This window comes from Streptomyces spiroverticillatus, assembly GCA_014650415.1.
Lineage (GTDB): Bacteria > Actinomycetota > Actinomycetes > Streptomycetales > Streptomycetaceae > Streptomyces > Streptomyces spiroverticillatus.
In genome coordinates, this window is sequence record BMUX01000019.1 from 65,656 (window position 1) to 84,491 (window position 18,836).

The 18,836-nt window shown below is 72.3% G+C and carries 21 protein-coding genes and 7 tRNA genes; 10 read left to right on the forward strand and 18 right to left on the reverse strand.

The window, feature by feature from the left end:
* The 3 genes from IE269_RS35415 to IE269_RS35425 form a co-directional block, all read right to left on the reverse strand.
* A complete protein-coding gene (locus tag IE269_RS35415) occupies positions 1–183 on the reverse strand; it encodes a hypothetical protein (protein WP_189827488.1) in 183 nt (60 codons plus the stop codon).
* A 186-nt stretch (positions 184–369) separates the two neighbouring features.
* Positions 370–441: transfer RNA gene (locus IE269_RS35420), tRNA-Val, on the reverse strand.
* A 39-nt stretch (positions 442–480) separates the two neighbouring features.
* Positions 481–948: an SRPBCC family protein gene (locus IE269_RS35425; protein ID WP_189827394.1), complete on the reverse strand. Its 468-nt coding sequence runs from the start codon at positions 946–948 to the stop codon at positions 481–483.
* 97 nt (positions 949–1,045) lie between these two features.
* On the opposite strand from IE269_RS35425, the gene IE269_RS43460 reads away from it, so the two are divergent.
* On the forward strand, positions 1,046–3,511 hold the full coding sequence (locus IE269_RS43460) for an SCO7613 C-terminal domain-containing membrane protein (protein WP_229898125.1): 2,466 nt from the start codon (positions 1,046–1,048) through the stop codon (positions 3,509–3,511).
* 92 nt (positions 3,512–3,603) lie between these two features.
* On the opposite strand, the gene IE269_RS35435 is transcribed toward IE269_RS43460, so the two are convergent.
* Together IE269_RS35435 and IE269_RS35440 are read right to left on the reverse strand one after the other, a co-directional pair.
* Positions 3,604–3,675, reverse strand: a tRNA-Val gene (locus IE269_RS35435).
* Between the two features lie 69 nt (positions 3,676–3,744).
* Complete coding sequence (locus IE269_RS35440) at positions 3,745–4,197, reverse strand: TIGR02611 family protein (RefSeq protein ID WP_189827395.1); 453 nt, start codon at positions 4,195–4,197, stop codon at positions 3,745–3,747.
* A gap of 189 nt (positions 4,198–4,386) precedes the next feature.
* On the opposite strand from IE269_RS35440, the gene IE269_RS35445 reads away from it, so the two are divergent.
* Both IE269_RS35445 and IE269_RS35450 read left to right on the forward strand, forming a co-directional pair.
* On the forward strand, positions 4,387–4,800 hold the full coding sequence (locus IE269_RS35445; protein ID WP_003959770.1) for an SsgA family sporulation/cell division regulator: 414 nt from the start codon (positions 4,387–4,389) through the stop codon (positions 4,798–4,800).
* 252 nt (positions 4,801–5,052) lie between these two features.
* Positions 5,053–5,610, forward strand: a complete 558-nt coding sequence (locus tag IE269_RS35450; RefSeq protein ID WP_189827396.1) for a CGNR zinc finger domain-containing protein — start codon at positions 5,053–5,055, stop codon at positions 5,608–5,610.
* A gap of 48 nt (positions 5,611–5,658) precedes the next feature.
* Here the strand turns inward: IE269_RS35450 and IE269_RS35455 are convergent, their stop codons facing one another.
* Both IE269_RS35455 and IE269_RS35460 read right to left on the reverse strand, forming a co-directional pair.
* Entirely contained in the window at positions 5,659–5,817 is a 159-nt protein-coding gene (locus tag IE269_RS35455) for a hypothetical protein (RefSeq protein WP_189827397.1), read from the reverse strand.
* Positions 5,818–5,954: 137 nt separating this feature from the next.
* On the reverse strand, positions 5,955–6,416 hold the full coding sequence (locus IE269_RS35460) for a hypothetical protein (RefSeq protein WP_189827479.1): 462 nt from the start codon (positions 6,414–6,416) through the stop codon (positions 5,955–5,957).
* Between the two features lie 159 nt (positions 6,417–6,575).
* Between IE269_RS35460 and IE269_RS35465 the strand changes: the two genes are divergently transcribed.
* Positions 6,576–7,094, forward strand: a complete 519-nt coding sequence (locus IE269_RS35465) for a DsbA family protein (RefSeq protein ID WP_189827398.1) — start codon at positions 6,576–6,578, stop codon at positions 7,092–7,094.
* 6 nt (positions 7,095–7,100) lie between these two features.
* Here the strand turns inward: IE269_RS35465 and IE269_RS35470 are convergent, their stop codons facing one another.
* Genes IE269_RS35470 through IE269_RS35480 form a run of 3 tightly spaced genes read right to left on the reverse strand, consistent with a single transcriptional unit; the run spans position 7,101 to position 9,910 of the window.
* On the reverse strand, positions 7,101–7,940 hold the full coding sequence (locus IE269_RS35470) for a GNAT family N-acetyltransferase (protein ID WP_189827399.1): 840 nt from the start codon (positions 7,938–7,940) through the stop codon (positions 7,101–7,103).
* 42 nt (positions 7,941–7,982) lie between these two features.
* Positions 7,983–8,804 (reverse strand): aminotransferase class IV, encoded by an 822-nt coding sequence (locus tag IE269_RS35475; RefSeq protein WP_189827400.1) that lies wholly within the window; start codon positions 8,802–8,804, stop codon positions 7,983–7,985.
* Between the two features lie 56 nt (positions 8,805–8,860).
* Entirely contained in the window at positions 8,861–9,910 is a 1,050-nt protein-coding gene (locus IE269_RS35480) for a chorismate-binding protein (protein WP_189827401.1), read from the reverse strand.
* A gap of 145 nt (positions 9,911–10,055) precedes the next feature.
* On the opposite strand from IE269_RS35480, the gene IE269_RS35485 reads away from it, so the two are divergent.
* From IE269_RS35485 to IE269_RS35505, 5 genes are all read left to right on the forward strand, one after another.
* Positions 10,056–10,128, forward strand: a tRNA-Gly gene (locus IE269_RS35485).
* A 42-nt stretch (positions 10,129–10,170) separates the two neighbouring features.
* A tRNA-Cys gene (locus IE269_RS35490) sits at positions 10,171–10,244 on the forward strand.
* A 1-nt stretch (position 10,245) separates the two neighbouring features.
* A tRNA-Val gene (locus IE269_RS35495) sits at positions 10,246–10,317 on the forward strand.
* Between the two features lie 41 nt (positions 10,318–10,358).
* Positions 10,359–10,430: transfer RNA gene (locus tag IE269_RS35500), tRNA-Val, on the forward strand.
* Between the two features lie 39 nt (positions 10,431–10,469).
* Positions 10,470–10,541, forward strand: a tRNA-Val gene (locus IE269_RS35505).
* Positions 10,542–10,607: 66 nt separating this feature from the next.
* Here IE269_RS35505 and IE269_RS43465 read toward each other — a convergent pair.
* The 6 genes from IE269_RS43465 to IE269_RS35530 form a co-directional block, all read right to left on the reverse strand.
* Positions 10,608–10,730, reverse strand: a complete 123-nt coding sequence (locus IE269_RS43465; RefSeq protein WP_268253618.1) for an MFS transporter small subunit — start codon at positions 10,728–10,730, stop codon at positions 10,608–10,610.
* Positions 10,711–12,090 (reverse strand): L-lactate MFS transporter, encoded by a 1,380-nt coding sequence (locus IE269_RS35510; protein WP_189827402.1) that lies wholly within the window; start codon positions 12,088–12,090, stop codon positions 10,711–10,713. The genes IE269_RS43465 and IE269_RS35510 overlap by 20 nt, the downstream gene beginning before the upstream one ends.
* A gap of 129 nt (positions 12,091–12,219) precedes the next feature.
* Positions 12,220–12,522 carry a TFIIB-type zinc ribbon-containing protein gene (locus tag IE269_RS35515; protein WP_189827403.1) on the reverse strand — a complete coding sequence of 101 codons (303 nt, stop codon included), beginning with the start codon at positions 12,520–12,522 and terminating at the stop codon, positions 12,220–12,222.
* A 103-nt stretch (positions 12,523–12,625) separates the two neighbouring features.
* Complete coding sequence (locus IE269_RS35520) at positions 12,626–13,543, reverse strand: phosphotransferase (RefSeq protein WP_189827404.1); 918 nt, start codon at positions 13,541–13,543, stop codon at positions 12,626–12,628.
* A 462-nt stretch (positions 13,544–14,005) separates the two neighbouring features.
* Complete coding sequence (locus IE269_RS35525; protein ID WP_189827405.1) at positions 14,006–14,227, reverse strand: hypothetical protein; 222 nt, start codon at positions 14,225–14,227, stop codon at positions 14,006–14,008.
* Between the two features lie 249 nt (positions 14,228–14,476).
* Positions 14,477–14,725 (reverse strand): hypothetical protein, encoded by a 249-nt coding sequence (locus IE269_RS35530; protein WP_189827406.1) that lies wholly within the window; start codon positions 14,723–14,725, stop codon positions 14,477–14,479.
* A gap of 231 nt (positions 14,726–14,956) precedes the next feature.
* On the opposite strand from IE269_RS35530, the gene IE269_RS35535 reads away from it, so the two are divergent.
* Positions 14,957–16,282 (forward strand): serine/threonine-protein kinase, encoded by a 1,326-nt coding sequence (locus IE269_RS35535; RefSeq protein ID WP_189827407.1) that lies wholly within the window; start codon positions 14,957–14,959, stop codon positions 16,280–16,282.
* Between the two features lie 64 nt (positions 16,283–16,346).
* On the opposite strand, the gene IE269_RS35540 is transcribed toward IE269_RS35535, so the two are convergent.
* Complete coding sequence (locus IE269_RS35540; protein WP_189827408.1) at positions 16,347–17,165, reverse strand: TrmH family RNA methyltransferase; 819 nt, start codon at positions 17,163–17,165, stop codon at positions 16,347–16,349.
* 62 nt (positions 17,166–17,227) lie between these two features.
* A complete protein-coding gene (gene cobA, locus IE269_RS35545; RefSeq protein ID WP_189827409.1) occupies positions 17,228–18,502 on the reverse strand; it encodes a uroporphyrinogen-III C-methyltransferase in 1,275 nt (424 codons plus the stop codon).
* Between the last annotated feature and the right edge of the window lie 334 nt (positions 18,503–18,836).

Here is an 18,836-nt window from a genome sequence, read left to right on the forward strand (position 1 = left end):
TCAGGCGGAGGAGCCCCGCTTGAGGGCGATCAGCCCGGCGATGGCGGCGAGGCCGACGATTCCGGCGACGGCGCTGAGCAGCACCTGGAAGACGCCGTCCAGCTGGGAGCTGAGGAGTCCGTTCGCGGCGACGGCGATCGCGAGCAGGGTCCAGAGCATCGTCTTGGTCATGGTGGTGTCCATCGGGGCGGTTCTCCTGTGTGTGAGTACGGGGGTTTTCCCACCGACAACGCTAGGAAGGCCGCTCGCCCCGTAACAGGGCGTCCGCACCCGGACCGATGGTGTCGTCAGCACCACCACGACGCCCGCCACGCGGTGTCCGGGCATGCAAAAAGCCGGTCCGTCTGTGACGGACCGGCCTTTCCCAGGTGGGCGATACTGGGTTCGAACCAGTGACCCCTTCGGTGTGAACGAAGTGCTCTCCCACTGAGCTAATCGCCCGGGAACGGGTTGAACCATACAGCGCTTTTCGGGTTTGGTTCAAACCGCGCCCCCGGCCGCCCTCAGTGCCGTGGCACGGGCGGCGAGTCCGCGGCGTCCGGCGCGCATCATCAGGGCGTGGTTGGCGAGGAAGAAGGGGCGTCCGGGGACGGCCAGTCTGCGCAGCAGCGGTTTGTTCACGTCGACCTCCTGCTCGTAGCGGACGACGGTCCCGGCGCCGTGCGGGCGCAGCGTCCAGCGCACCCAGCCCTCCAGATCGCCCGTCAGCCGCACCTCCAAAAGCCCGGCGTCGAGCGAGCCGCGCCCCTCGCGGACGCCGACGAGGAGGTCGTACGGGAGCAGGGAGCGGAAGCGTGCGGTGCCGCTGTGTTCGTCGACGCGGGCGACTTCGCGCACCTGGGGCCACCAGCGGGGGTAGTCCTCGGCGTGCTCCAGCACGGCGAAGACGGCGGCGGGCGGGGCGGGCACTTTCCAGATGCTGAGGAATCGGTAGTGGCTCCAGTCCATGGCCTCAGTGTGCTCCGGACGCCGCCCGCCAATCATGAGTACCTGCGTGAGTATCCGCGCCCATGACCTGGCCCTCGTACGGCCGCACACTCGCCCCATGACGAACGTTCCGCCGCTCGCACCGGCCGAGGAGTTGCGCCGGCTCGACCAGGAGCTGCTGCGACTCGACGCGCACCGCGCCCAGTTGCTGCGCCGCCGCGCCTGGCTGCTGCACCTCCTCCATTCCCCGGTCCCGCCGCCGCCCGGGCCGGCCGCCCCCGCGGGGAACGTTGCGCCGCAGCCCGGTCCGAGTGCGCAGAACGTGCTGCTCACCCTGGGCGGCATCCTGCTGGCCGTTGCCGCGCTGGCGTTCACGCTGGTGGGCTGGGGGCAGTTGGGGATCGCGGGGCGTTCCGCCGTGCTGGCCCTGGTGACGGCGGCGGCGCTGGCCGCTCCGGCGTTGCTGATCCGCCGGGGTCTGGTGGCGACGGCGGAGTCGGTGGCGGTGCTCGGTCTCGTCCTGACGATGCTGGACGCGTACGCGCTGCACCAAGTGGCCTTCCCCGATGCGGACGGCACGGCCTACACGGCGGCGGCCTCGACCGCTCTCGCCGTCCTCTGGGCGTCGTACGGTCTCCTCCTCCCTCGCCTGCGCACCCCTCTCCCCGCCGCCCTCCTGCTCGCCCAACTCCCGCTCCCGCTCTATGCCTTGTCCCACTCCACCACCCCAACGCCTGTCCTCTGGGCCCTCCTGACCACCGCCGCCCTGGACACCCTGCTCGCCCTCCGCAAGCTGCCGCACAGGGCCCCCGCAGCCACCCCGCACCCCGCGGCACCGGCCGGCGGCGGGCCCACCGGTGCCCCGGCCCCTGCCGCTGCCATCGCGCCCCCGTTCGCCGCCCTGCGGGTCCTCGCTGCGGTGCTCGCGTGGGCGGCCGGGTCCGCCGTCCTGCTGACCGCCCTGTTCCTGTCCCCCTTCGCGGGCTCCCCCGCCGATGCGCTGACCTCCTGCGCCCTGCTGCTCGCGGGCGGTGTGCTCGCCCTCGGTGCCTCCCTGCGGCGTCCGCAGGTCGCGACGGCCGTGGTTGCGGGTCTGGCCGTCACGGCTGCCGTCGGCGGTCTCCTGCGGCCCGCGCTGCCGCTCGCCTGGACGGTTCCGCTGTACCTGGCGTGCGCGCTGGCCCTGCTCGCAGCGGTCGCGGCGGCCTCGCGTCTGTCCCGGCCCGTCCGGCACGGCCTGGCCTGGTCCTCGGCCGCCGTCACGACGGGCGCGGTGCTCTCCACGCTGCCCGCGCTGATGCTGACCCTGATGTCGGCCCCGCTCTCGGCCCTCGCCGCCACGTGGCAGGGCCTGCCGGGGACCTTCCGGAGCATCCTGGCCGACGGCGAGGAGTGGGCCCTGCCCTGGGAGGCGATGTCGACCGCGCCGCTGATCCTCCTGGCCTCGGCAGCCGCCCTGGCGCTCTTCCACCGCCGCCGCCCGCACCCCGCGTCCGCCGTCGGCACGGTCCTGCTCACGGCCGCCGCGCTGCTGGCCGTCCCGGTCGCGCTGAACCTGCCGTACGTCGTCGGGCTCGCCCTGTACGTCGTCGTGGCGGCCACCGCCCTGGCCCTCGCGGCGCGGACCGCTCCGTCCGCCTCCTCGCACGCGGCGCTGGCAACCGGCGCGGTGGTCTCCGTCACGGTGTCCTTCCTGGCGCTGGCGAGCCGCGGCACCACGTTCGCCGTCCTCGGCGCCCTGCTCCTGCTCGGGCTCGTCCTGACCGTCCGTACGCAGGCGTCTCTCGTACGGGCCCTGGGCGTGGTCTCCTGCGTCGTGCACGCCATGGCACTGGCCTGCGCCTCGGGGGCCGCCCTCGGCCTCCCGGCGCAGCACACGGCGCTCCTGGCCCTCGCGGTGCCCGCCCTGGTGGCGCTGCTGGCGGTACGGGTGCGCAGCGTCCCTCTGGAGATCGCGGGCGCGGTCTCGGGCCTGGTTCCGCCGGTCCTCGCGGCGGCCCACCTGCCCACGTTCTCCCTCGTCCTGGCCCTGTGCGGTGTGATCGCCGCCGGCACGGCGGTCCGGCCGGAGCGCCGGGCGGTGGGCTGGGCGGCCGGGGGCCTGTTCGTCGCGGCGACCTGGGCGCGGCTGGCGGCCTCGGAGGTCGCCGACCCGGAGGCGTACACGATCCCTGCGAGCATCCTGGCGCTGACGGTGGGCGTGCTGCGCCGCCGCCGCGACCCGCAGGCGTCCTCCTGGCTCGCGTACGGCGCGGGGCTGTCGATGACCCTGGTGCCGAGCCTGATCGCGGCCTGGGCGGACACGCACTGGCAGCGTCCGCTGCTGCTGGGGGTGGCGGCGCTGGTGGTGACCCTGCTGGGCGCCAGGTTCCGGCTGGGGGCGCCGCTGCTGCTCGGTGCGGTGGTGCTGAGCCTGGTCTCGCTGCACGAGCTGGCTCCGTACGCCGTCCAGGTCGTCGACGCACTGCCCCGCTGGCTGCCGCCGGCGCTGGCCGGGATGCTGCTGCTGGCCGTGGGGGCGACGTACGAGCAGCGCCTGCGTGATGCCCGCAGGCTGCGGGAGCGGATCGGCCGGCTCCGCTGACGGCGGCTTCCCCGGGGCCCTCCCGCGAGGGTCCCGAGGAAACGCCAGAGGCCCGAGAGACGGTTTGCGTCTCTCGGGCCTCTGATCCCGGGTGGGCGATACTGGGTTCGAACCAGTGACCCCTTCGGTGTGAACGAAGTGCTCTCCCACTGAGCTAATCGCCCGGGCACAGACAGAACATTACCGCATGTCAGCGCGTGCCCCCGACCACTTTCCCGGGTGGTCCGCGATCGTCACTCGTTGATCTTCCACGGCATCACGATGCCGAACTTCCAGACGTAGATCCCGACCAGTACGGCGATGATCACCAACCCGATGGTGGTGAGGATGATGTTCCGCCGCCGAACCTTCGGGTCGAGGGCCTTCTGGGCCGCCTCGGTGAGTTTCCGCTTCGTCCAGCGCATCACCAGCTGGGCCCAGACGAACTCGGTCGCCCAGATCGCCATGCCGCCGAAGATCACGACCCAGCCGGGTCCCGGCAGCGGAAGCATGATGATGCCCGCGATCACGACCGCGAGGCCGACGACGAAGACCCCGACCTGCCAGCTGAGGTGGAGCGTCTTCCGTGCCTGGATGTACTGCGGCGCACGCGATCCGAGCCCTCGCCCGTCGGTGGCGCCCCCCGTTTCGGGACCGGTCGTCGGCGTCGCGACGACCCCGTCCCGCTCGTCACTCTCCGCATTCATGGGCCCAACCTACCGGACCGATCGCCTTCACTGGAATGGCCGTACGAGTCAAGTCCGGACTCGGCCGTACGAGCGACATCAAGAGACTCAAAACACTCATAAGGGTTTACAACGGCCCTGGAGGTGGCATGTCGATTTCGCCGACGTGCGAATCCCCGAGCGCACACTGAGCGAAAGGCCCTGGCGCTTATGAACACCACGGTCAGCTGCGAGCTGCACCTGCGCCTCGTTGTGTCGAGCGAGTCATCACTGCCTGTACCCGCGGGCCTGCGGTACGACACGGCCGATCCCTATGCCGTGCATGCCACCTTCCACACCGGAGCCGAGGAAACGGTCGAGTGGGTCTTCGCCCGCGATCTCCTCGCCGAGGGCCTGCACCGGCCCACCGGAACCGGCGACGTCCGAGTCTGGCCGTCCCGGAGCCACGGTCAGGGCGTCGTCTGCATCGCCCTGAGCTCACCGGAGGGCGAGGCCCTGCTCGAAGCCCCGGCGCGGGCGCTTGAGTCGTTCCTGAAGAGGACGGATGCCGCAGTGCCACCCGGCACTGAACACCGGCACTTCGACCTCGACACGGAGCTCTCTCACATCCTGGCCGAAAGCTGAGCCAGGTCGAGAGTCGTTCCTCGCCGTCCGACTCGGGGAGACGGCGCGGATCGGACAACCTCATAGGGACAACTTCATAAGCCTTGCCGACTGCGCCGCCGTCGCGGAATCCACCGCGACGGCGGCGCAGCCGTGCCCGCTTCCGCCAGGATCGCGCCAGGGGCGGGGCACTGTCCGTAGCGTTCTGGGCACGAGCGGCTAGAGTCGGCGAGCATCGGCGGGCAACGGCCCGCGCAGGCCAGGGAGCAAAGCGTGCTGATCCCCCACGACACCCGGCGAGCCCTCGACGTCGTCGTCGGCCTCGTGAACACCGCGCCGGAGAGCGAGCCCACGGACCGCCTCACGGACGTCGAGGCGCTGACCGATTTCGCGGTGCGTTACGACGTGAGCGACGTCGGCGAGCTGACCTGGGCCGACGTCCGTGCCGTACGAGAGGTACGGGCCCGCTTCGCGGACGTGTTCGGGGCGTCCGACCCGCGCACGGCGGCCGAGCTGATCAACCAGCTGATCGCGGCGGCCGGGACGACGCCCCGGCTGACCGACCACGACGGCTACCACTGGCACGTGCACTACTTCGCGCCCGGCGCCTCGATGGCGGACCACCTGGCGGCGGACTGCGGGATGGCCCTGTCGTTCATCCTGGTGTCCGGGGAGCTGGAGCGGCTGCGGCGCTGCGAGGCGCCGGACTGCCGGCACGCGTTCGTGGACCTCTCGCGCAACCGCTCCCGGCGCTACTGCGACAGCCGGACCTGCGGGAACCGGCTGCACGTGGCGGCCTACCGGGCGCGGCGTAAGGAAGCCTCCGGCTGACGGCCGGGCGCGAAGGTCCCGGTCCGGGCCGTGTCAGTCCAGGCTGCGTCAGTCCAAAAACAGGTCATGGACCGCTCCCATCAGGAGCAGCGTGCCGATGAACGCGAGGAAGATCATCAGCGGCGGCTGGGAGAGCGCGAAGAGGCACCCGCGCGCTTCTTCGGCGGGCGCGGGTGCCGGGGTCTCGTCAGGGGAGGTCTGGAGCATCTCGGGCTGATGATGACGCAGCCCGGTGGTACGGGATGACCATCACGCCCACGAATGGCGGCAGTTCACCGGATTGGGCGGCTCCGGTGTGTTCGTTCGACCGGTCCGCGCGAAACCCGGTGAGGTTCTCGACCGGATCAGATCCCGTGCTTCTTCAGGATCGCCTCGATGTCGGCGAAGTCGTCGTCGGGCTTCTTGCCCTTGGCCTGCGCGGGTGCCTGAGCCGGGGCAGCGGCCGGCGTGCCCGCGGGGCGTGCCGTGCCGAGCGAGGGGGCGGACGCCGCCGGGGCGACGGCCTCGCGCTGTGCCGCCTTCGCGGCCTTGCGCTCCTTGCGGGTGCCGCCGCTGCGGCGTTCCACGAAGCGGGTGGTGACGAAGAGCAGCCAGGCCAGGCCCAGTACGCCGAGGCCCGCCCAGACGACCGGCTTGAAGACGATGTCGGACAGCCAGCCGACCGCCCCGATCATCACCAGGCCGACCGGCACCAGCGAGTAGGCGGCCAGGCGGGTCGCGGTGAGGAAGCGCTTCCGGTACGCCGTGATCGCGGCAATGCCCAGGCCTGCGGCGGACACCGCGGAACAGACGGTCTCAACCAGCAGCATCGGTCCTCCAGCGGTGGAAAGTACGGTCCCTTCCATCCTGCACCGCCCCGCACGCGCGCGGCCATCCCCGGCCCCGGTCTCAGGGAGATCTCCGGGGTGCGGCTCCTCCCCAGGTCCCGGTTGGGGCCGCGCCCGTACGACTGGGAGACTGGCCCCATGAGCAACCCCTCCCCCGTCTCCCCCGTCGTCCTGGACGTCTGGTGCGAGCTCCAGTGCCCCGACTGCCGCACCGCCCTCACCGACCTCGACGCCCTGCGGGCCCGCTATGGCGACCGCATCGACATCCGGCTGCGGCACTTCCCGCTGGAGAAGCACGCCCACGCCCACGACGCCGCGCAGGCCGCCGAGGAGGCGTACCAGCAGGGCAAGGGCTGGGAGTACGTGACGGCGGTGCTGGCCCGCACCGAGGAGCTGGGCGAGCGCGGGAAGCCGGTGCTGATCGAGGTGGCGGGTGAACTCGGCCTGGACGCCGAGGAGTTCGACACCGCGCTGATCGACGGGCGGCACATGCTGATCGTGGACGCCGACCAGGCCGAGGGCAAGGCGGTCAAGGTGACGGGCACGCCGACGTACGAGATCGGCGGGCAGCTCCTCGACGGCAGCAAGGACCAGTCGGGGCTGCGGGAGCGCATCGAGGAGATCGCGGACAAGCTGCTGGCCGAGCAGCAGGGCTGAGACGTACTAGAGCAGCTGCTTGAAGCTGTTCACGGTGGTCGTGCGGTAGCCGAGGGACTCGTACAGGCGCAGGGCCGGGGTGTTCCCGGCGAAGACGTGCAGGCCGATGCGGCGCTCGCCGGCCTGGAGGGCGATCCGCTCGGCCACCGTCATGAGGGCCCGCCCGTAGCCGCGGCCGCGCTGGTCCTCGTCGACCTCGACGGAGTACACGAAGGCACTGTGCTCGCCCTCCTCGGACGTGTGCCGGCCGAGCCACAGCAGGCCGACCGGCTCGCCCTCGCGCACCAGGCGGCTGATCCAGGTGTGCGGGGTGGCCAGGCCCTCGGGGAGGAAGCGGCGTTCGCTCGACTCCGCCTTGGCGCGGGCCTGGGCGGGGGTGAGGCCCCGGTCGATCCAGTTCTGCGCGAAGTTCGCGGTGTCCTGGGCGCGCCAGGCGTCGTACTCCTCCTGCGTCACGGGCCGGAAGGTCACCTCGGCGGGCAGCGGCGGGGGCTCGGCGGGGAGGTCCTTGAGCATGTTGCGGCTGCGCTCGACGTAGCCGAGTGCGGTCGTCATGCGCAGGGCCGGTTCGGCGTCCGCGGGTACGGAGACCTCGATCTGGTCGCAGCCCCAGCCGCGCAGGACCTCCTCGGCGGCCAGCGCCGCGACCGTGCCGCGGCCCCGGCGGCGGTCCGGCTCCTCGATGTGCAGCGAGGCGATCCGGCCGACCTTGGTGCCGAACTCGGGCACGGTCTCGATGCGGGCGGTGCCGACGGGGCGGCTGTTGACGCACACTTCGTAGGGGCGCGTGCGCGCGCCGTCGGCGCTGGTCGAAAGCGGCCCGGTCGGCCGTAGGGTCGTCGTCATCACGGGAGTTGTACCCCTGCGGGGACCGCCCGTCATCACGTTTTACGGTTCGAGATTGTCCTGCGCGCGCTCCTCGAAGACCCGCATCGCCTTGGCGGTCACCGGTCCGGGAGCCCCGGGCAGGTCGCGTCCGTCGACGCGGTGGACGGCCTGCACGTCGCGCAGGGTGGAGGTCAGGAAGATCTCGTCGGCCCGCTCCAGCACGTCGAAGGGCAGGTCGGCCTCCTGGGCGCCGGTCCACTCGACGGCGAGCGCGCGGGTGATGCCGGCCAGGCAGCCGGAGGCGACGGGCGGGGTGAGGAGCTGTCCGTCGAGGACGACGAAGACGTTCGACCCCGTTCCCTCGCAGAGCTGCCCGACGGTGTTCGCGAAGAGTGCCTCCGACGCCCCGTTCTCACGCGCCCTGGCGAGGGCGACGACGTTCTCCGCGTACGAGGTGGTCTTGAGCCCGGCCAGCGCGCTGCGCTCGTTGCGCGTCCAGGGGACGGTGATCACGGCGGTGGAGTCGGGGCGGCGCGTCGACTCGCCGAGCGCGACGACCAGTGTGGCGGGGGCGTCGCCCCGGTCGGAGCCGAGCGGCGAGAGGCCGCCGGTGTACGTGACGCGGAGCCGGCCCAGCGGCATCGGGTTGGCGGCCAGGACGGCGGCGCAGGCCCGGCGGACCTCGTCGTGGTCGGGGTCGGGCAGGCCGAGGCCCCGGGCGGAGGCGGTGAGCCGGTCCAGGTGGCGGGTGAGGGCGAAGGCCTGCCCGTCGGTCGCCTTCATGGTCTCGAAGACGCCGTCGCCCACGGTGATCCCGTGGTCCAGGACGGAAACGCGGGCCGAGTCGGCGTCGACCAGTCCCCCATTGACCCAAATCTGCATGACGCGGCCTTCTCTCTCACTGTTCTTCGTCCACGCGCTGTGCGTCGTGCTGCTGTTCATGCCGTACGCGCGGTGACCTCGTAGGCACCCGACGCTACCGCGAGCAGCCGGGACGCCTTCAGCTCGGTCTCGGCCCACTCGCGCTCGGGGTCGGAGCCCCAGGTGATGCCCGCTCCGGTACCGAAGCGCAGCTGCGGTCCGCCGGGGGCGGTGCGGTCGATCCAGAACGAACGGATGCCGACGGCCAGCTCGCCGGTCCTGCGGTCGGCGTCGACCCAGCCGATGCCGCCGCAGTAGGGGCCGCGCGGCGAGGTCTCCAGCGCGCGGATGATCTCCAGGGCGCTGGCCTTGGGGGCGCCGGTGACGGAGCCGGGCGGGAAGGTGGCGCGCAGCAGGCCGCCCCAGCCCTCGTGGGGGCTCAGCTCGGCCCGTACGGTCGAGACGAGGTGGACGAGCCCGGGGTGCGGTTCGACCTCGCAGAGCTGCGGGACGGTGACGGAGCCGGTGACGGCGACGCGGCCCAGGTCGTTGCGGACCAGGTCGACGATCATCACGTTCTCGGCGTGGTCCTTCTCCAGGAGGTCCGCCGCGGTCCGTCCGGTGCCCTTGATGGGCCCCGACTCCACCGTGCGGCCGTCGCGGCGCAGGTAGAGCTCGGGGGACGCGGTGGCGATCTCCACGCCGTGCGCGGGCAGGCGGATCGTTCCTGCGTACGGAGCGGGGTTGCCCCGCGCGAGGAGCGCGGTGAGGGCGTCGACGTCCGCCCCGGGCTCCACGGGTGCGCTCAGCACGCGGCAGAGGTTGGCCTGGTAGACCTCCCCCTTCGCGATGTGCTCCCGGATGCGGCGCACGCCCGCGGTGTAGGCGGCGCGGTCCAGGGAGGACGTCCAGTCGGTGGCGGCGGGGCCGCGCCAGGCGCCGGGGACGGGGGCGGGCACCGGCTGCTTGCGGACGTCGCCGAAGCGGGCGCAGACGAGACGGCCTTCGAAGTCGGCCGCGACGGCCCAGAAGCCGGTGGAGTCGAGGGCCGCTGGATCGCTGGTCACATCGCGCAGATCGGAGGCGACGAGGCCGCCGAAGCGGGCCAGGGAGGGGAGGTCGGACACGCCGTCGAGTCTAGGGCGGGGGTGCCTGCCCCTCTCCTCGGCGAGGACCCCGCAGCACGCTGCACAAACGCGTTTTTGTGCTGGCCCAGGAATCCGCTAGAGTTCAACACGTCGCCGGGACACGCAAGTGAAACGGAACAGACAAGCGGACGTAGCTCAGTTGGTAGAGCACCACCTTGCCAAGGTGGATGTCGCGAGTTCGAGTCTCGTCGTCCGCTCTATAGTGGGGGAATCATCCCGATACCCTTACTAGCACTCCTGGTGGAGTGGCCGAGAGGCGAGGCAACGGCCTGCAAAGCCGTCTACACGGGTTCAAATCCCGTCTCCACCTCCAAGCGCGATTAGCTCAGCGGGAGAGCGCTTCCCTGACACGGAAGAGGTCACTGGTTCAATCCCAGTATCGCGCACGCAGAACAACTGAACAGATACGGTCCGCATGGATCGTCCCGCGCGATTAGCTCAGCGGGAGAGCGCTTCCCTGACACGGAAGAGGTCACTGGTTCAATCCCAGTATCGCGCACGCAGTACCACGCAAGATCCGGTTCGCAAGGACCGTCCCGCGCGATTAGCTCAGCGGGAGAGCGCTTCCCTGACACGGAAGAGGTCACTGGTTCAATCCCAGTATCGCGCACAGCAGTTGAAGCCCCCGGCCGGTTATCGGTCGGGGGCTTCTTCGTGTTTCTCCTGGTCGGCGGGGTCAGCCGGTGAAGAGCTGGGTGGCCTTGCGGATGAGTTCGTAACTGCCGTAGGCGAAGGGCAGCAGGACCCAGAGCCAGACGGCGACGGCGAGTGCGCGGGGGCTACTGCTGCGGGGCGGCATGGGCGGTGTTCCCTTCGGGGGCGGTCGGGCGGGGCTCGTGGAAGCGGGGGTTCACCGGGCGGACGAGTTCGTTGGCGACGAAGCCGACGAGGAGCAGGCCGATCATGACGTACATGGAGGTCGTGTAGAGGCTGGGGCCGCTGTGGCCGGCCTGTTCCTGGGCGTCGGCGACCCGGTTGACGATGAGGGGGCCGAGGACGCCCGCGGTGGACCAGGCGGTGAGCAGGCGGCCGTGGATGGCGCCGACCTGGTAGGTGCCGAAGAGGTCCTTGAGGTAGGCGGGGATGGTGGCGAAGCCGCCGCCGTAGAAGGACAGGATCACCAGGGCGCAGATGATGAAGAGGGGTTTCGAGTCGTTGCCGAAGTGGGCGAGGGCGAGATAGGTGAGGGCGCCGACGCCGAGGTAGATGCGGTACATGGACTTGCGGCCGATGAGGTCGGAGGTGGAGGCCCAGAGGATGCGGCCGGTCATGTTCGCGAGGGAGAGCAGGGCGACGAATCCGGCGGCGGCGGAGACCGAGACGGGGGCCGGGGTGTCCGCGAAGTAGTCCTTGATCATCGGGGCGGCTTTTTCGAGGATGCCGATGCCGGCGGTGACGTTGAGGCACAGGACCACCCACAGGCACCAGAACTGCGGGGTGCGCAGGGCGTTGCGGGCGGAGACGTCGGCGGTGGTGATCAGGGCGCGGGTCCTGGTGGGGTCGGGCTGCCAGCCGTCCGGCTTCCAGTCCGGGGGCGGTACGCGGACGAGGAGGACGCCCAGCGACATGAAGACGGCGTACGCGAGGCCCATGACCAGGAAGGTCAGCGCGATGCCGCTGTCGCCGTCGGGTTTGTCGCCGCCGAAGGACGCCAGCATCTGGGAGGACCAGGGCGAGGCGATGAGGGCTCCCCCGCCGAAGCCCATGATGGCGATGCCGGTGGCCATGCCGGGCCTGTCCGGGAACCACTTCATGAGGGTGGAGACCGGGGAGATGTAGCCGATGCCCAGGCCGATGCCGCCGACGAAGCCGTAGCCGAGGACGATCAGCCAGAACTGGTGGGTGGCGGCGCCGAGGGCGGAGATCAGGAAGCCGGAGGAGAAGCAGACGAGGGAGACGAACATGGCCCAGCGGGGTCCGTTGCGCTCGACGAGGGTGCCGCCGAACGCGGCGGACAGGCCGAGCATGACGATGCCGAGCTGGAAGGGGAGGGCGCTGGCGGTGCCGGAGAGGCCGAGGGAGGTTTCGAGCGGGGGCTTGAAGACGCTCCAGGCGTACGCCTGCCCGATGGAGAGGTGCACGGCGAGCGCGGCGGGCGGGACGAGCCAGCGGCTCCAGCCGGGTGGGGCGACGGTCCGGGACCTGTCGAGGAAGGTCATGGGGCCGAACACTAGGTTCCGGACGGGGGGTTGGGCCAGGTGACGGGCCGGGGGTGTGCCGGTGCGGGGAGGGCGGGAGTGCCGGGCGACCGGGGCCGGGGACGAGCCCCGGTCGGCGGTGCGGCCGGTTCAGGAGGAGAAGAGCATGCGGCCGAAGCCCTTCTGGCGGTGGTGGCCGTGGTGGCCTCCGTAGTGGGCGCCGTGGCCGCCGTGCTGCGGGGCGCCCCAGGCCGGGGCGGGGGCGGCCGGGTAGGCCTGCGGGGGCGGGCCGGCCGGCGGCGGGGCCTGCTGGTTCCACTGGGCTTCGAGGCGGGTCAGGGACTCCAGCTCGCCGTAGTCCAGGAAGATGCCGCGGCAGTTGCTGCACTGCTCGATCTGGACGCCGTTGCGGTTGTAGGTGTGCATGGGGGCGTGGCACTTGGGACAGTGCATGGCGTTCGCTCCTCGATGGGTCGCGGCTCGATGGGTCTCGGCTCGGTGGTCCTCTGCGGGCGGTGCGTCGCCGGGATGCATGCCCGGTGGGCCGGGATTCACCCTACGGCGGAGGGGCTGCGTCCAGCTCCGGCGGGAGGGAGGCGATGCGGGCGCAGGAGTCGATCATGAGCTGCTCGACCTCGTCGAGGGGGCGGCCCTCGGTGGTGGACTTGGCGAGGGCGAGGGCCGCCGTCTGGACCGTCAGGGCGCGGGCGGCGATGTCGAGTTCGGGCCACGGGTCGCCCTCGGGGCGTACGGCGGGGCCGCCCGCGTGGCGGTAGGCGGCGAGGAAGCACTGCCAGATGTCGGGGTGCAGGAGCCCGGCGGCGTACCAGGCGGCGGGGCGGGCCAGGTCCCAGGCGGGGTCGCCGAGGCCGAGGTCGTCGACGTCGATGAGATGCCAGGGGCCGTCGGGGGCGGGGTGGCGGACGAGTTGGCCGAGGTGCAGGTCGCCGTGGCAGAGGGTGGTGAGGGGGCGGGCCGGGTCCGGTTCGTCGCGGGCCCAGGCCGGGAGGCCGTGCCAAGCGTGGCGGACGGTGCGATGGGCGTCGGGGGCGGCCGGGTGCGGGGCGGTGGCGTGCATGCGGGCGAGGGCGCGGGCGGCTTTGGCGGGGCCGCGCATGGGCGGGAGGGGGGCGGGGAGGGCCTCCGGCGGGGTGCGGTGGAGGCGGGCGAGGAGGATCGCGGTCTCCCCCCACGGGGCGGCGTCGGGGTCGTCCGGGTCGACGGGGGTGCCGTAGGGCCAGGCGGAGAGGGGACGGCCGGGGTGGGCGGGAGTCGCTGCGGCGGGGGTGGGGAGTGGGGGCAGGAGGATGCCGGTGAGGAGGGGGTGGGCGGCGACAGCGATGCGGGTGGTGAGGGCGAGGGGGTCGGAGTCGGGGGCGTGGGTCTTGAGGACGAGGGGGCCGTGGCGGACGACGGTGCTGTCGGGGCGGTCGGCGAGGGGTTCCGGGGCGGGGGTGGGGTCGGGTGAGGGCATGGTCCTCCGGAGCCTAGAGGGGGGTGGGGTCGGGCTTGGCCGGTGCTCGGGGGTGCGGGCAGGGGCCGGGACCGGGGTGGGCCCGGATCGGGTGGGCCGCCCCCTTGCCCGCCCGTTCCGCCCCCCCGGGGGGGCGGCCCCGCCGCCCAAGGGGACTCAGCGGAAAGGGGAGGGCGGCTTCGTCGACAGGCGGGGGGAGGATGGTGCCCGGAGGGCATCCATCCAGGGGCGCGGGGAACTGCGCGACCAGCCACGACGCACCCGCACGGGACCGAGACCACGAACCGACCCGCACAGCCCCCACTCAGCCGACACCCGCACCCCGTACCGGAAACACGTTTGCCCGGACAGCTCCCCAGCTGTCCGGGCAAACTCAGCCGTCCGCCGCACCCCCGTCCCCACGGGGCTGATGGGCTTGGTGTTGTCCCGACCCGGACCGCTCTTCCGGGTCAGGGGCGCCGCTCAGCGCCCCAGCAACATGCCCACGGACGACGCTTGCGTGGCCACCGCTTCCCAGCCTCCGAAGAGGAAGAGGAGCAGGGCCGCCAGAGGAAGGACCATCGCCGTCGCCACCAGCGGGTGGCGCGGGCCGGAGTTGCGGCCGCCGAACACCGCGAGCGCGCGGCGTCCGCGGACGCGGATCGAAGCGCTGCGGATCATCGTCCGCGATGCCGTGTCCGCCATGGTCCTCTCCCTGTCGTCTTGGTAAGCGGCGGGTGTCTGACCTCGGGGGACGAGTGCTGCACCCACCGCTTGAGTTCAAGATTAGGTCCGGGGACCGGACGGGTCGTCATGCCCTCGTACCGATTGCTGGGCCTCCCGGAGGATGACCCACCGGGTGAGGATGTACTCCCCTGGGTGGAGAGAGGGGTGGAGGTCTCGGGGACTTCCCCGAGGGGTCGCCCGGGGGCCCTCCCCCCGGGCGGCCCCGCCTCACTCCGCCGTGCCGGCGCGCTCCGAGGCGTCGTCCCTGGGTACCGGCTGTTCGACCAGGGCGAGCACACGGGTGGCCATGAAGCGTGCGGTGCGCACGACGGTGCCGTTGCGGGTGACTTCACTCACTTCCACCACCCCCCTGCGGACCGCCGTCTCGACCCTTCGGCCCGCCCTGCTGGCCACCATTTCGTACGTCCGGGTGGTGTCTCCGGCGTCCACCACTATCTCGACTCGATCACCCTTCATGGATCCAATTCCCCTTCTGCTGTTGCCCGTTGGGAATGAGCAGGGGTCAGGAAGATGGGAACGTACGTTCCCTGACCACTCCTCAAGTTTCGCACCCAGCACTGACAATCGATCGATTCGGGCGGGTGTGGCCTATGAGCACACTGCGCCGGGGGTACGTAAGCTGTGCCACGTCGAACGGACCGGTCGGAAGTGGGGTGGGGGAGGCCCCACCGGAGGTAGGGGACGGACATGGCGATGATGCGGCTCCGGCGCGAGGACCCGCGTGTCGTCGGCTCGTTCAGGATTCACCGGCGGCTCGGTGCGGGCGGCATGGGTGTCGTCTACCTGGGCTCGGACCGGCGGGGCCAGCGGGTCGCGCTGAAGGTGATCCGGCCGGATCTGGCGGAGGATCAGGAATTCCGGTCGCGGTTCGCGCGTGAGGTGTCCGCCGCGCGGCGGATCAGGGGCGGGTGCACGGCACGGCTGGTGGCCGCCGACCTGGACGCCGACCGGCCGTGGTTCGCGACGCAGTACGTTCCCGGGCCCTCCCTGCACGACCGGGTGGCCGAGGAGGGCTCGCTGGTCGCGGCCGAGGTCGCGGCGATCGGGGCGGCGCTGGCGGAAGGGCTCGTCGCCGTACATGAGGCGGGCGTCGTGCACCGCGACCTGAAGCCGTCGAACATCCTGCTGTCGCCCAAGGGCCCCCGGATCATCGACTTCGGCATCGCCTGGGCGACCGGCGCGAGCACGCTGACCCATGTGGGGACCGCCGTGGGCTCCCCCGGCTTCCTCGCGCCGGAGCAGGTGCGGGGGGCGGCCGTGACGCCCGCGACGGACGTCTTCGCGCTGGGCGCGACGCTGGCGTACGCGGCGACGGCCGACTCGCCGTTCGGCCAGGGCAGTTCCGAGGTCATGCTCTACCGGGTGGTCCACGAGGAGCCGCTGCTCGACGGCGTACCGGACGCTCTGGCTCCGCTGGTGCGGGCCTGTCTGGCGAAGGAGCAGGAGGAACGTCCCAGCACCCTCCAGCTCTCGATGCGGCTCAAGGAGATCGCCGCCCGGGAGGCGCAGGGGGGCTCCGTTTCGGGCGGCGCCGACAAGCGTCCGCCCGTACAGCGCGGGGCCGATCGGGACGCGTACGCCGACCAGCGGACCCAGCGGAGCATGCAGCAGCGCACGGAGGGCGGTGGCGGCCAGCCGTCGCGCGGGTCCGCCGCTCCCCCGGCGCAGGCGGGTTCGCGGGGCGGGTCGGGCCCTCGCCGCACCGGGCCTTCGTCCGGCCCCGGCAAGAAGGGCGCCGCGCGCAACACCACCCGTTCCGGTGCCACGCGCAAGGGGACGCGGCCGGGCGGCCGGCCCACCTCGGGCGGGAAGCTGCGGCCCGCGAACCCCCGGCTGCTGCGGCAGCGGCTGGTGGTTTTTGTGGTGGTGACGTTGCTGGTGGCGTTGGGGATTGCCGCTGCGCAGGGCTGCCAGGGGCCGAAGGAGTCCAAGGGGTCCAAGGGCGCGGGGGTCGTGGTGACGGGCACGGTCGCTGCCGGGTGCCCGCCGTCGGGGGCCGAGTGCCCCGCGTAACGCGAAAAAGCTCCGCCGCGTGGCCAAATGCCGCGCGGCGGAGCTTCTTTCGTACAAGTGAGGGCTACTGGACGGGACGGCCCGTCGTGACCGCGTAGAAGGAGACGGCGGCGGCCGCGCCCACGTTCAGGGAGTCCACGCCGTGGGCCATCGGGATGCGGACCCATTCGTCGGCCGCCACCAGGGCACGGCGCGACAGGCCGTCGCCCTCCGCGCCGAGCATGAGGGCGACCCGGTCCATCGTGTGCGGGGCGACCTCGTCCAGGGAGCGGGCCTTGTCGGCCGGGGTCAGGGCAAGGAGCGTGAAGCCGGCCTCGCGGACCGTCTCCAGGTCTGCGGGCCACGACTCCAGGCGTGCGTACGGTACGGAGAAGACCGCGCCCATCGAGACCTTGACGGAACGTCGGTAGAGCGGGTCCGCGCAGTCCGGGGAGAGCAGGACCGCGTCCATGCCCAGGGCCGCCGCGCTGCGGAAGATCGCGCCGATGTTGGTGTGGTCGTTGACCGATTCCATGATCACCACGCGGCGGGCGGTGGAGAGGAGGTCGGCGGGGGCCGGGAGGGGCTTGCGCTGCATCGAGGCGAGGGCGCCCCGGTGCACGTGGTAGCCGGTGACCTGCTCGGCGAGGTCCGGGCTGACCGCGTACACCGGGGCCGGGACCTCGTCGATGACGTCGCGCATGACGTCCACCCACTTGGCCGAGAGCAGCATCGAGCGCATCTCGTAACCGGCCTGGCGGGCCCGGCGGATGACCTTCTCGCCCTCCGCGATGAACAGGCCCTCGGCGGGCTCGCGGCGGCGCCGCAGCTCGACGTCGGTCAGGCCCGTGTAGTCGCGCAGGCGCGGGTCGTCGGGGTCGTCGATGGTGAGGAGATCGGCCACAGGGTGATACTGCCTTGTCGTGGGTGCGGTGCCCAAGGGGCGGGCGCGGTTGTTACTCCGGGTTACTGAGCGGGGTTCACCGAGACTACGTCGCCGATGACGATGACCGCGGGCGGTCGTACGTTCTCGGCCTTGGCCTTCTCGCCGACGGTGGCCAGGGTCGCGTCGACGCGGCGCTGGGTGGCCATCGTGCCCTCCTGGACTATCGCCACGGGTGTCTCGGGCGAGCGGCCGTACGCGACGAGGGCCTCGGCGATCGCACCGATGCGCTCGACGGCCATCAGGAGGACGAGGGTGCCGCGCAGGCGGGCCAGGGCCTCCCAGTCGACCAGGGAGCGCGGGTCGTCGGGGGCGACATGGCCGCTGACCACGGTGAACTCGTGAGCCACCCCGCGGTGGGTCACCGGGATGCCGGCCGCGCCGGGGACGCTGATGGTGGAGGAGATGCCGGGGACGACCGTGCAGGGGATGCCTTCGGCGGCGAGGGCTTGTGCTTCTTCCATGCCGCGGCCGAAGACGAAGGGGTCGCCGCCCTTGAGACGTACGACGGTCTTGCCCTGGCGGGCGTGGTCGATGAGGGCCTGGTTGATCGCTTCCTGGGCCATGAAGCGGCCGTACGGGATCTTGGCCGCGTCGATGACCTCGACGTGCGGCGGGAGTTCGTCCAGGAGGTCGCGGGGGCCGAGGCGGTCGGCGATGACGACGTCGGCCTCGGCGAGGAGGCGGCGGCCCCGGACGGTGATCAGGTCGGGGTCGCCCGGTCCGCCGCCGACCAGGTGGACGCGGGGGGCGTCGTCGGCGGTGCGGGGGCGGTGGTGGGGCGCGGCCAGGGTACCGTTGCGCAGGCCCTCGACGATGACGTCGCGCAGGGCGGCGGAGCGGCGAGGGTCGTGACCGGTCAGGACTGCGACGGTGACGTCGTCGCAGCGGCCGGTGGCCGGGGTCCAGGCGGTGGCCGCTTCGGCGTCGTCGGAACGCACGCACCAGGTGCGGTTGCGCTCGGCCTCGGCGGAGGCGGTGGTGTTGGCCTCGGGGTCGCTGGAGGAGATGAGGACGTACCAGGCGTCGGCCAGGTCGCCCTCTGCGTAGCGGCGCTGCTCCCAGGTGATCTCGCCCGCTTCGGCCATCGCCTCGACAGAGGGGGTCGCGGAGGGCGAGATGAGGGTGATGTCCGCGCCGGCCGCTATGAGGGCGGGCAGGCGGCGCTGGGCGACCTGACCGCCGCCGAGGACGATCGTGCGGCGGCCGGAGAGGCGGAGGCCCACGGGGTACGCCGGGGGCTCGACTGCTTGCGTCGCTCCGGCCTGGTGCGGGGCGCCTGCGGCGTGCGCGGTCATGGGTGCGGCTCCTCGGGAGGGTGGGGCTTGGCGGGCCCCCGCCTGGGGAGGGGGTGCCGGGGCCGGGTGGGCCGCTGCGGCGGTGGAGCGGCGCTGGTGGGGAGGGGTTTTCGGGTGCGGGGCTTACTTTACGGGGCGGGGGGTTGGGGGGCGCTTCGGGGCTTGGGCCCCGGGCCGGGGTTCGTTCGGCGGGGTCCGGTTCGCCCCGGGGGGCGGGGTGCGGCGGGGCTCTGCTTGTGCCGTGCCCGGCACCCCGATTGCCTGCGGCGCTGCCCCAGCCCCGCCCCTTCACCTAAACCCGAGGGGCAAATGGGAGGGTTCCGTGCGGGTGGGT

Excerpts from the sequence above, each read along its gene's own strand:
- IE269_RS35455 (WP_189827397.1), bottom strand. The coding sequence starts at position 5,817 with ATGCTCCAGACCTCCCCTGACGAGACCCCGGCACCCGCGCCCGCCGAA.
- IE269_RS35510 (WP_189827402.1), bottom strand. The coding sequence starts at position 12,090 with ATGACCTTCCTCGACAGGTCCCGGACCGTCGCCCCACCCGGCTGGAGC.
- IE269_RS35445 (WP_003959770.1), top strand. The coding sequence starts at position 4,387 with ATGAACACCACGGTCAGCTGCGAGCTGCACCTGCGCCTCGTTGTGTCG.
- IE269_RS35515 (WP_189827403.1), bottom strand. The coding sequence starts at position 12,522 with ATGCACTGTCCCAAGTGCCACGCCCCCATGCACACCTACAACCGCAAC.
- IE269_RS35535 (WP_189827407.1), top strand. The coding sequence starts at position 14,957 with ATGGCGATGATGCGGCTCCGGCGCGAGGACCCGCGTGTCGTCGGCTCG.
- IE269_RS35520 (WP_189827404.1), bottom strand. The coding sequence starts at position 13,543 with ATGCCCTCACCCGACCCCACCCCCGCCCCGGAACCCCTCGCCGACCGC.
- IE269_RS35425 (WP_189827394.1), bottom strand. The coding sequence starts at position 948 with ATGGACTGGAGCCACTACCGATTCCTCAGCATCTGGAAAGTGCCCGCC.
- IE269_RS43460 (WP_229898125.1), top strand. The coding sequence starts at position 1,046 with ATGACGAACGTTCCGCCGCTCGCACCGGCCGAGGAGTTGCGCCGGCTC.
- IE269_RS35470 (WP_189827399.1), bottom strand. The coding sequence starts at position 7,940 with ATGACGACGACCCTACGGCCGACCGGGCCGCTTTCGACCAGCGCCGAC.
- IE269_RS35440 (WP_189827395.1), bottom strand. The coding sequence starts at position 4,197 with ATGAATGCGGAGAGTGACGAGCGGGACGGGGTCGTCGCGACGCCGACG.
- IE269_RS35465 (WP_189827398.1), top strand. The coding sequence starts at position 6,576 with ATGAGCAACCCCTCCCCCGTCTCCCCCGTCGTCCTGGACGTCTGGTGC.
- IE269_RS35525 (WP_189827405.1), bottom strand. The coding sequence starts at position 14,227 with ATGGCGGACACGGCATCGCGGACGATGATCCGCAGCGCTTCGATCCGC.
- IE269_RS35530 (WP_189827406.1), bottom strand. The coding sequence starts at position 14,725 with ATGAAGGGTGATCGAGTCGAGATAGTGGTGGACGCCGGAGACACCACC.
- IE269_RS43465 (WP_268253618.1), bottom strand. The coding sequence starts at position 10,730 with ATGCCGCCCCGCAGCAGTAGCCCCCGCGCACTCGCCGTCGCCGTCTGG.
- IE269_RS35475 (WP_189827400.1), bottom strand. The coding sequence starts at position 8,804 with ATGCAGATTTGGGTCAATGGGGGACTGGTCGACGCCGACTCGGCCCGC.
- cobA (WP_189827409.1), bottom strand. The coding sequence starts at position 18,502 with ATGACCGCGCACGCCGCAGGCGCCCCGCACCAGGCCGGAGCGACGCAA.
- IE269_RS35415 (WP_189827488.1), bottom strand. The coding sequence starts at position 183 with ATGGACACCACCATGACCAAGACGATGCTCTGGACCCTGCTCGCGATC.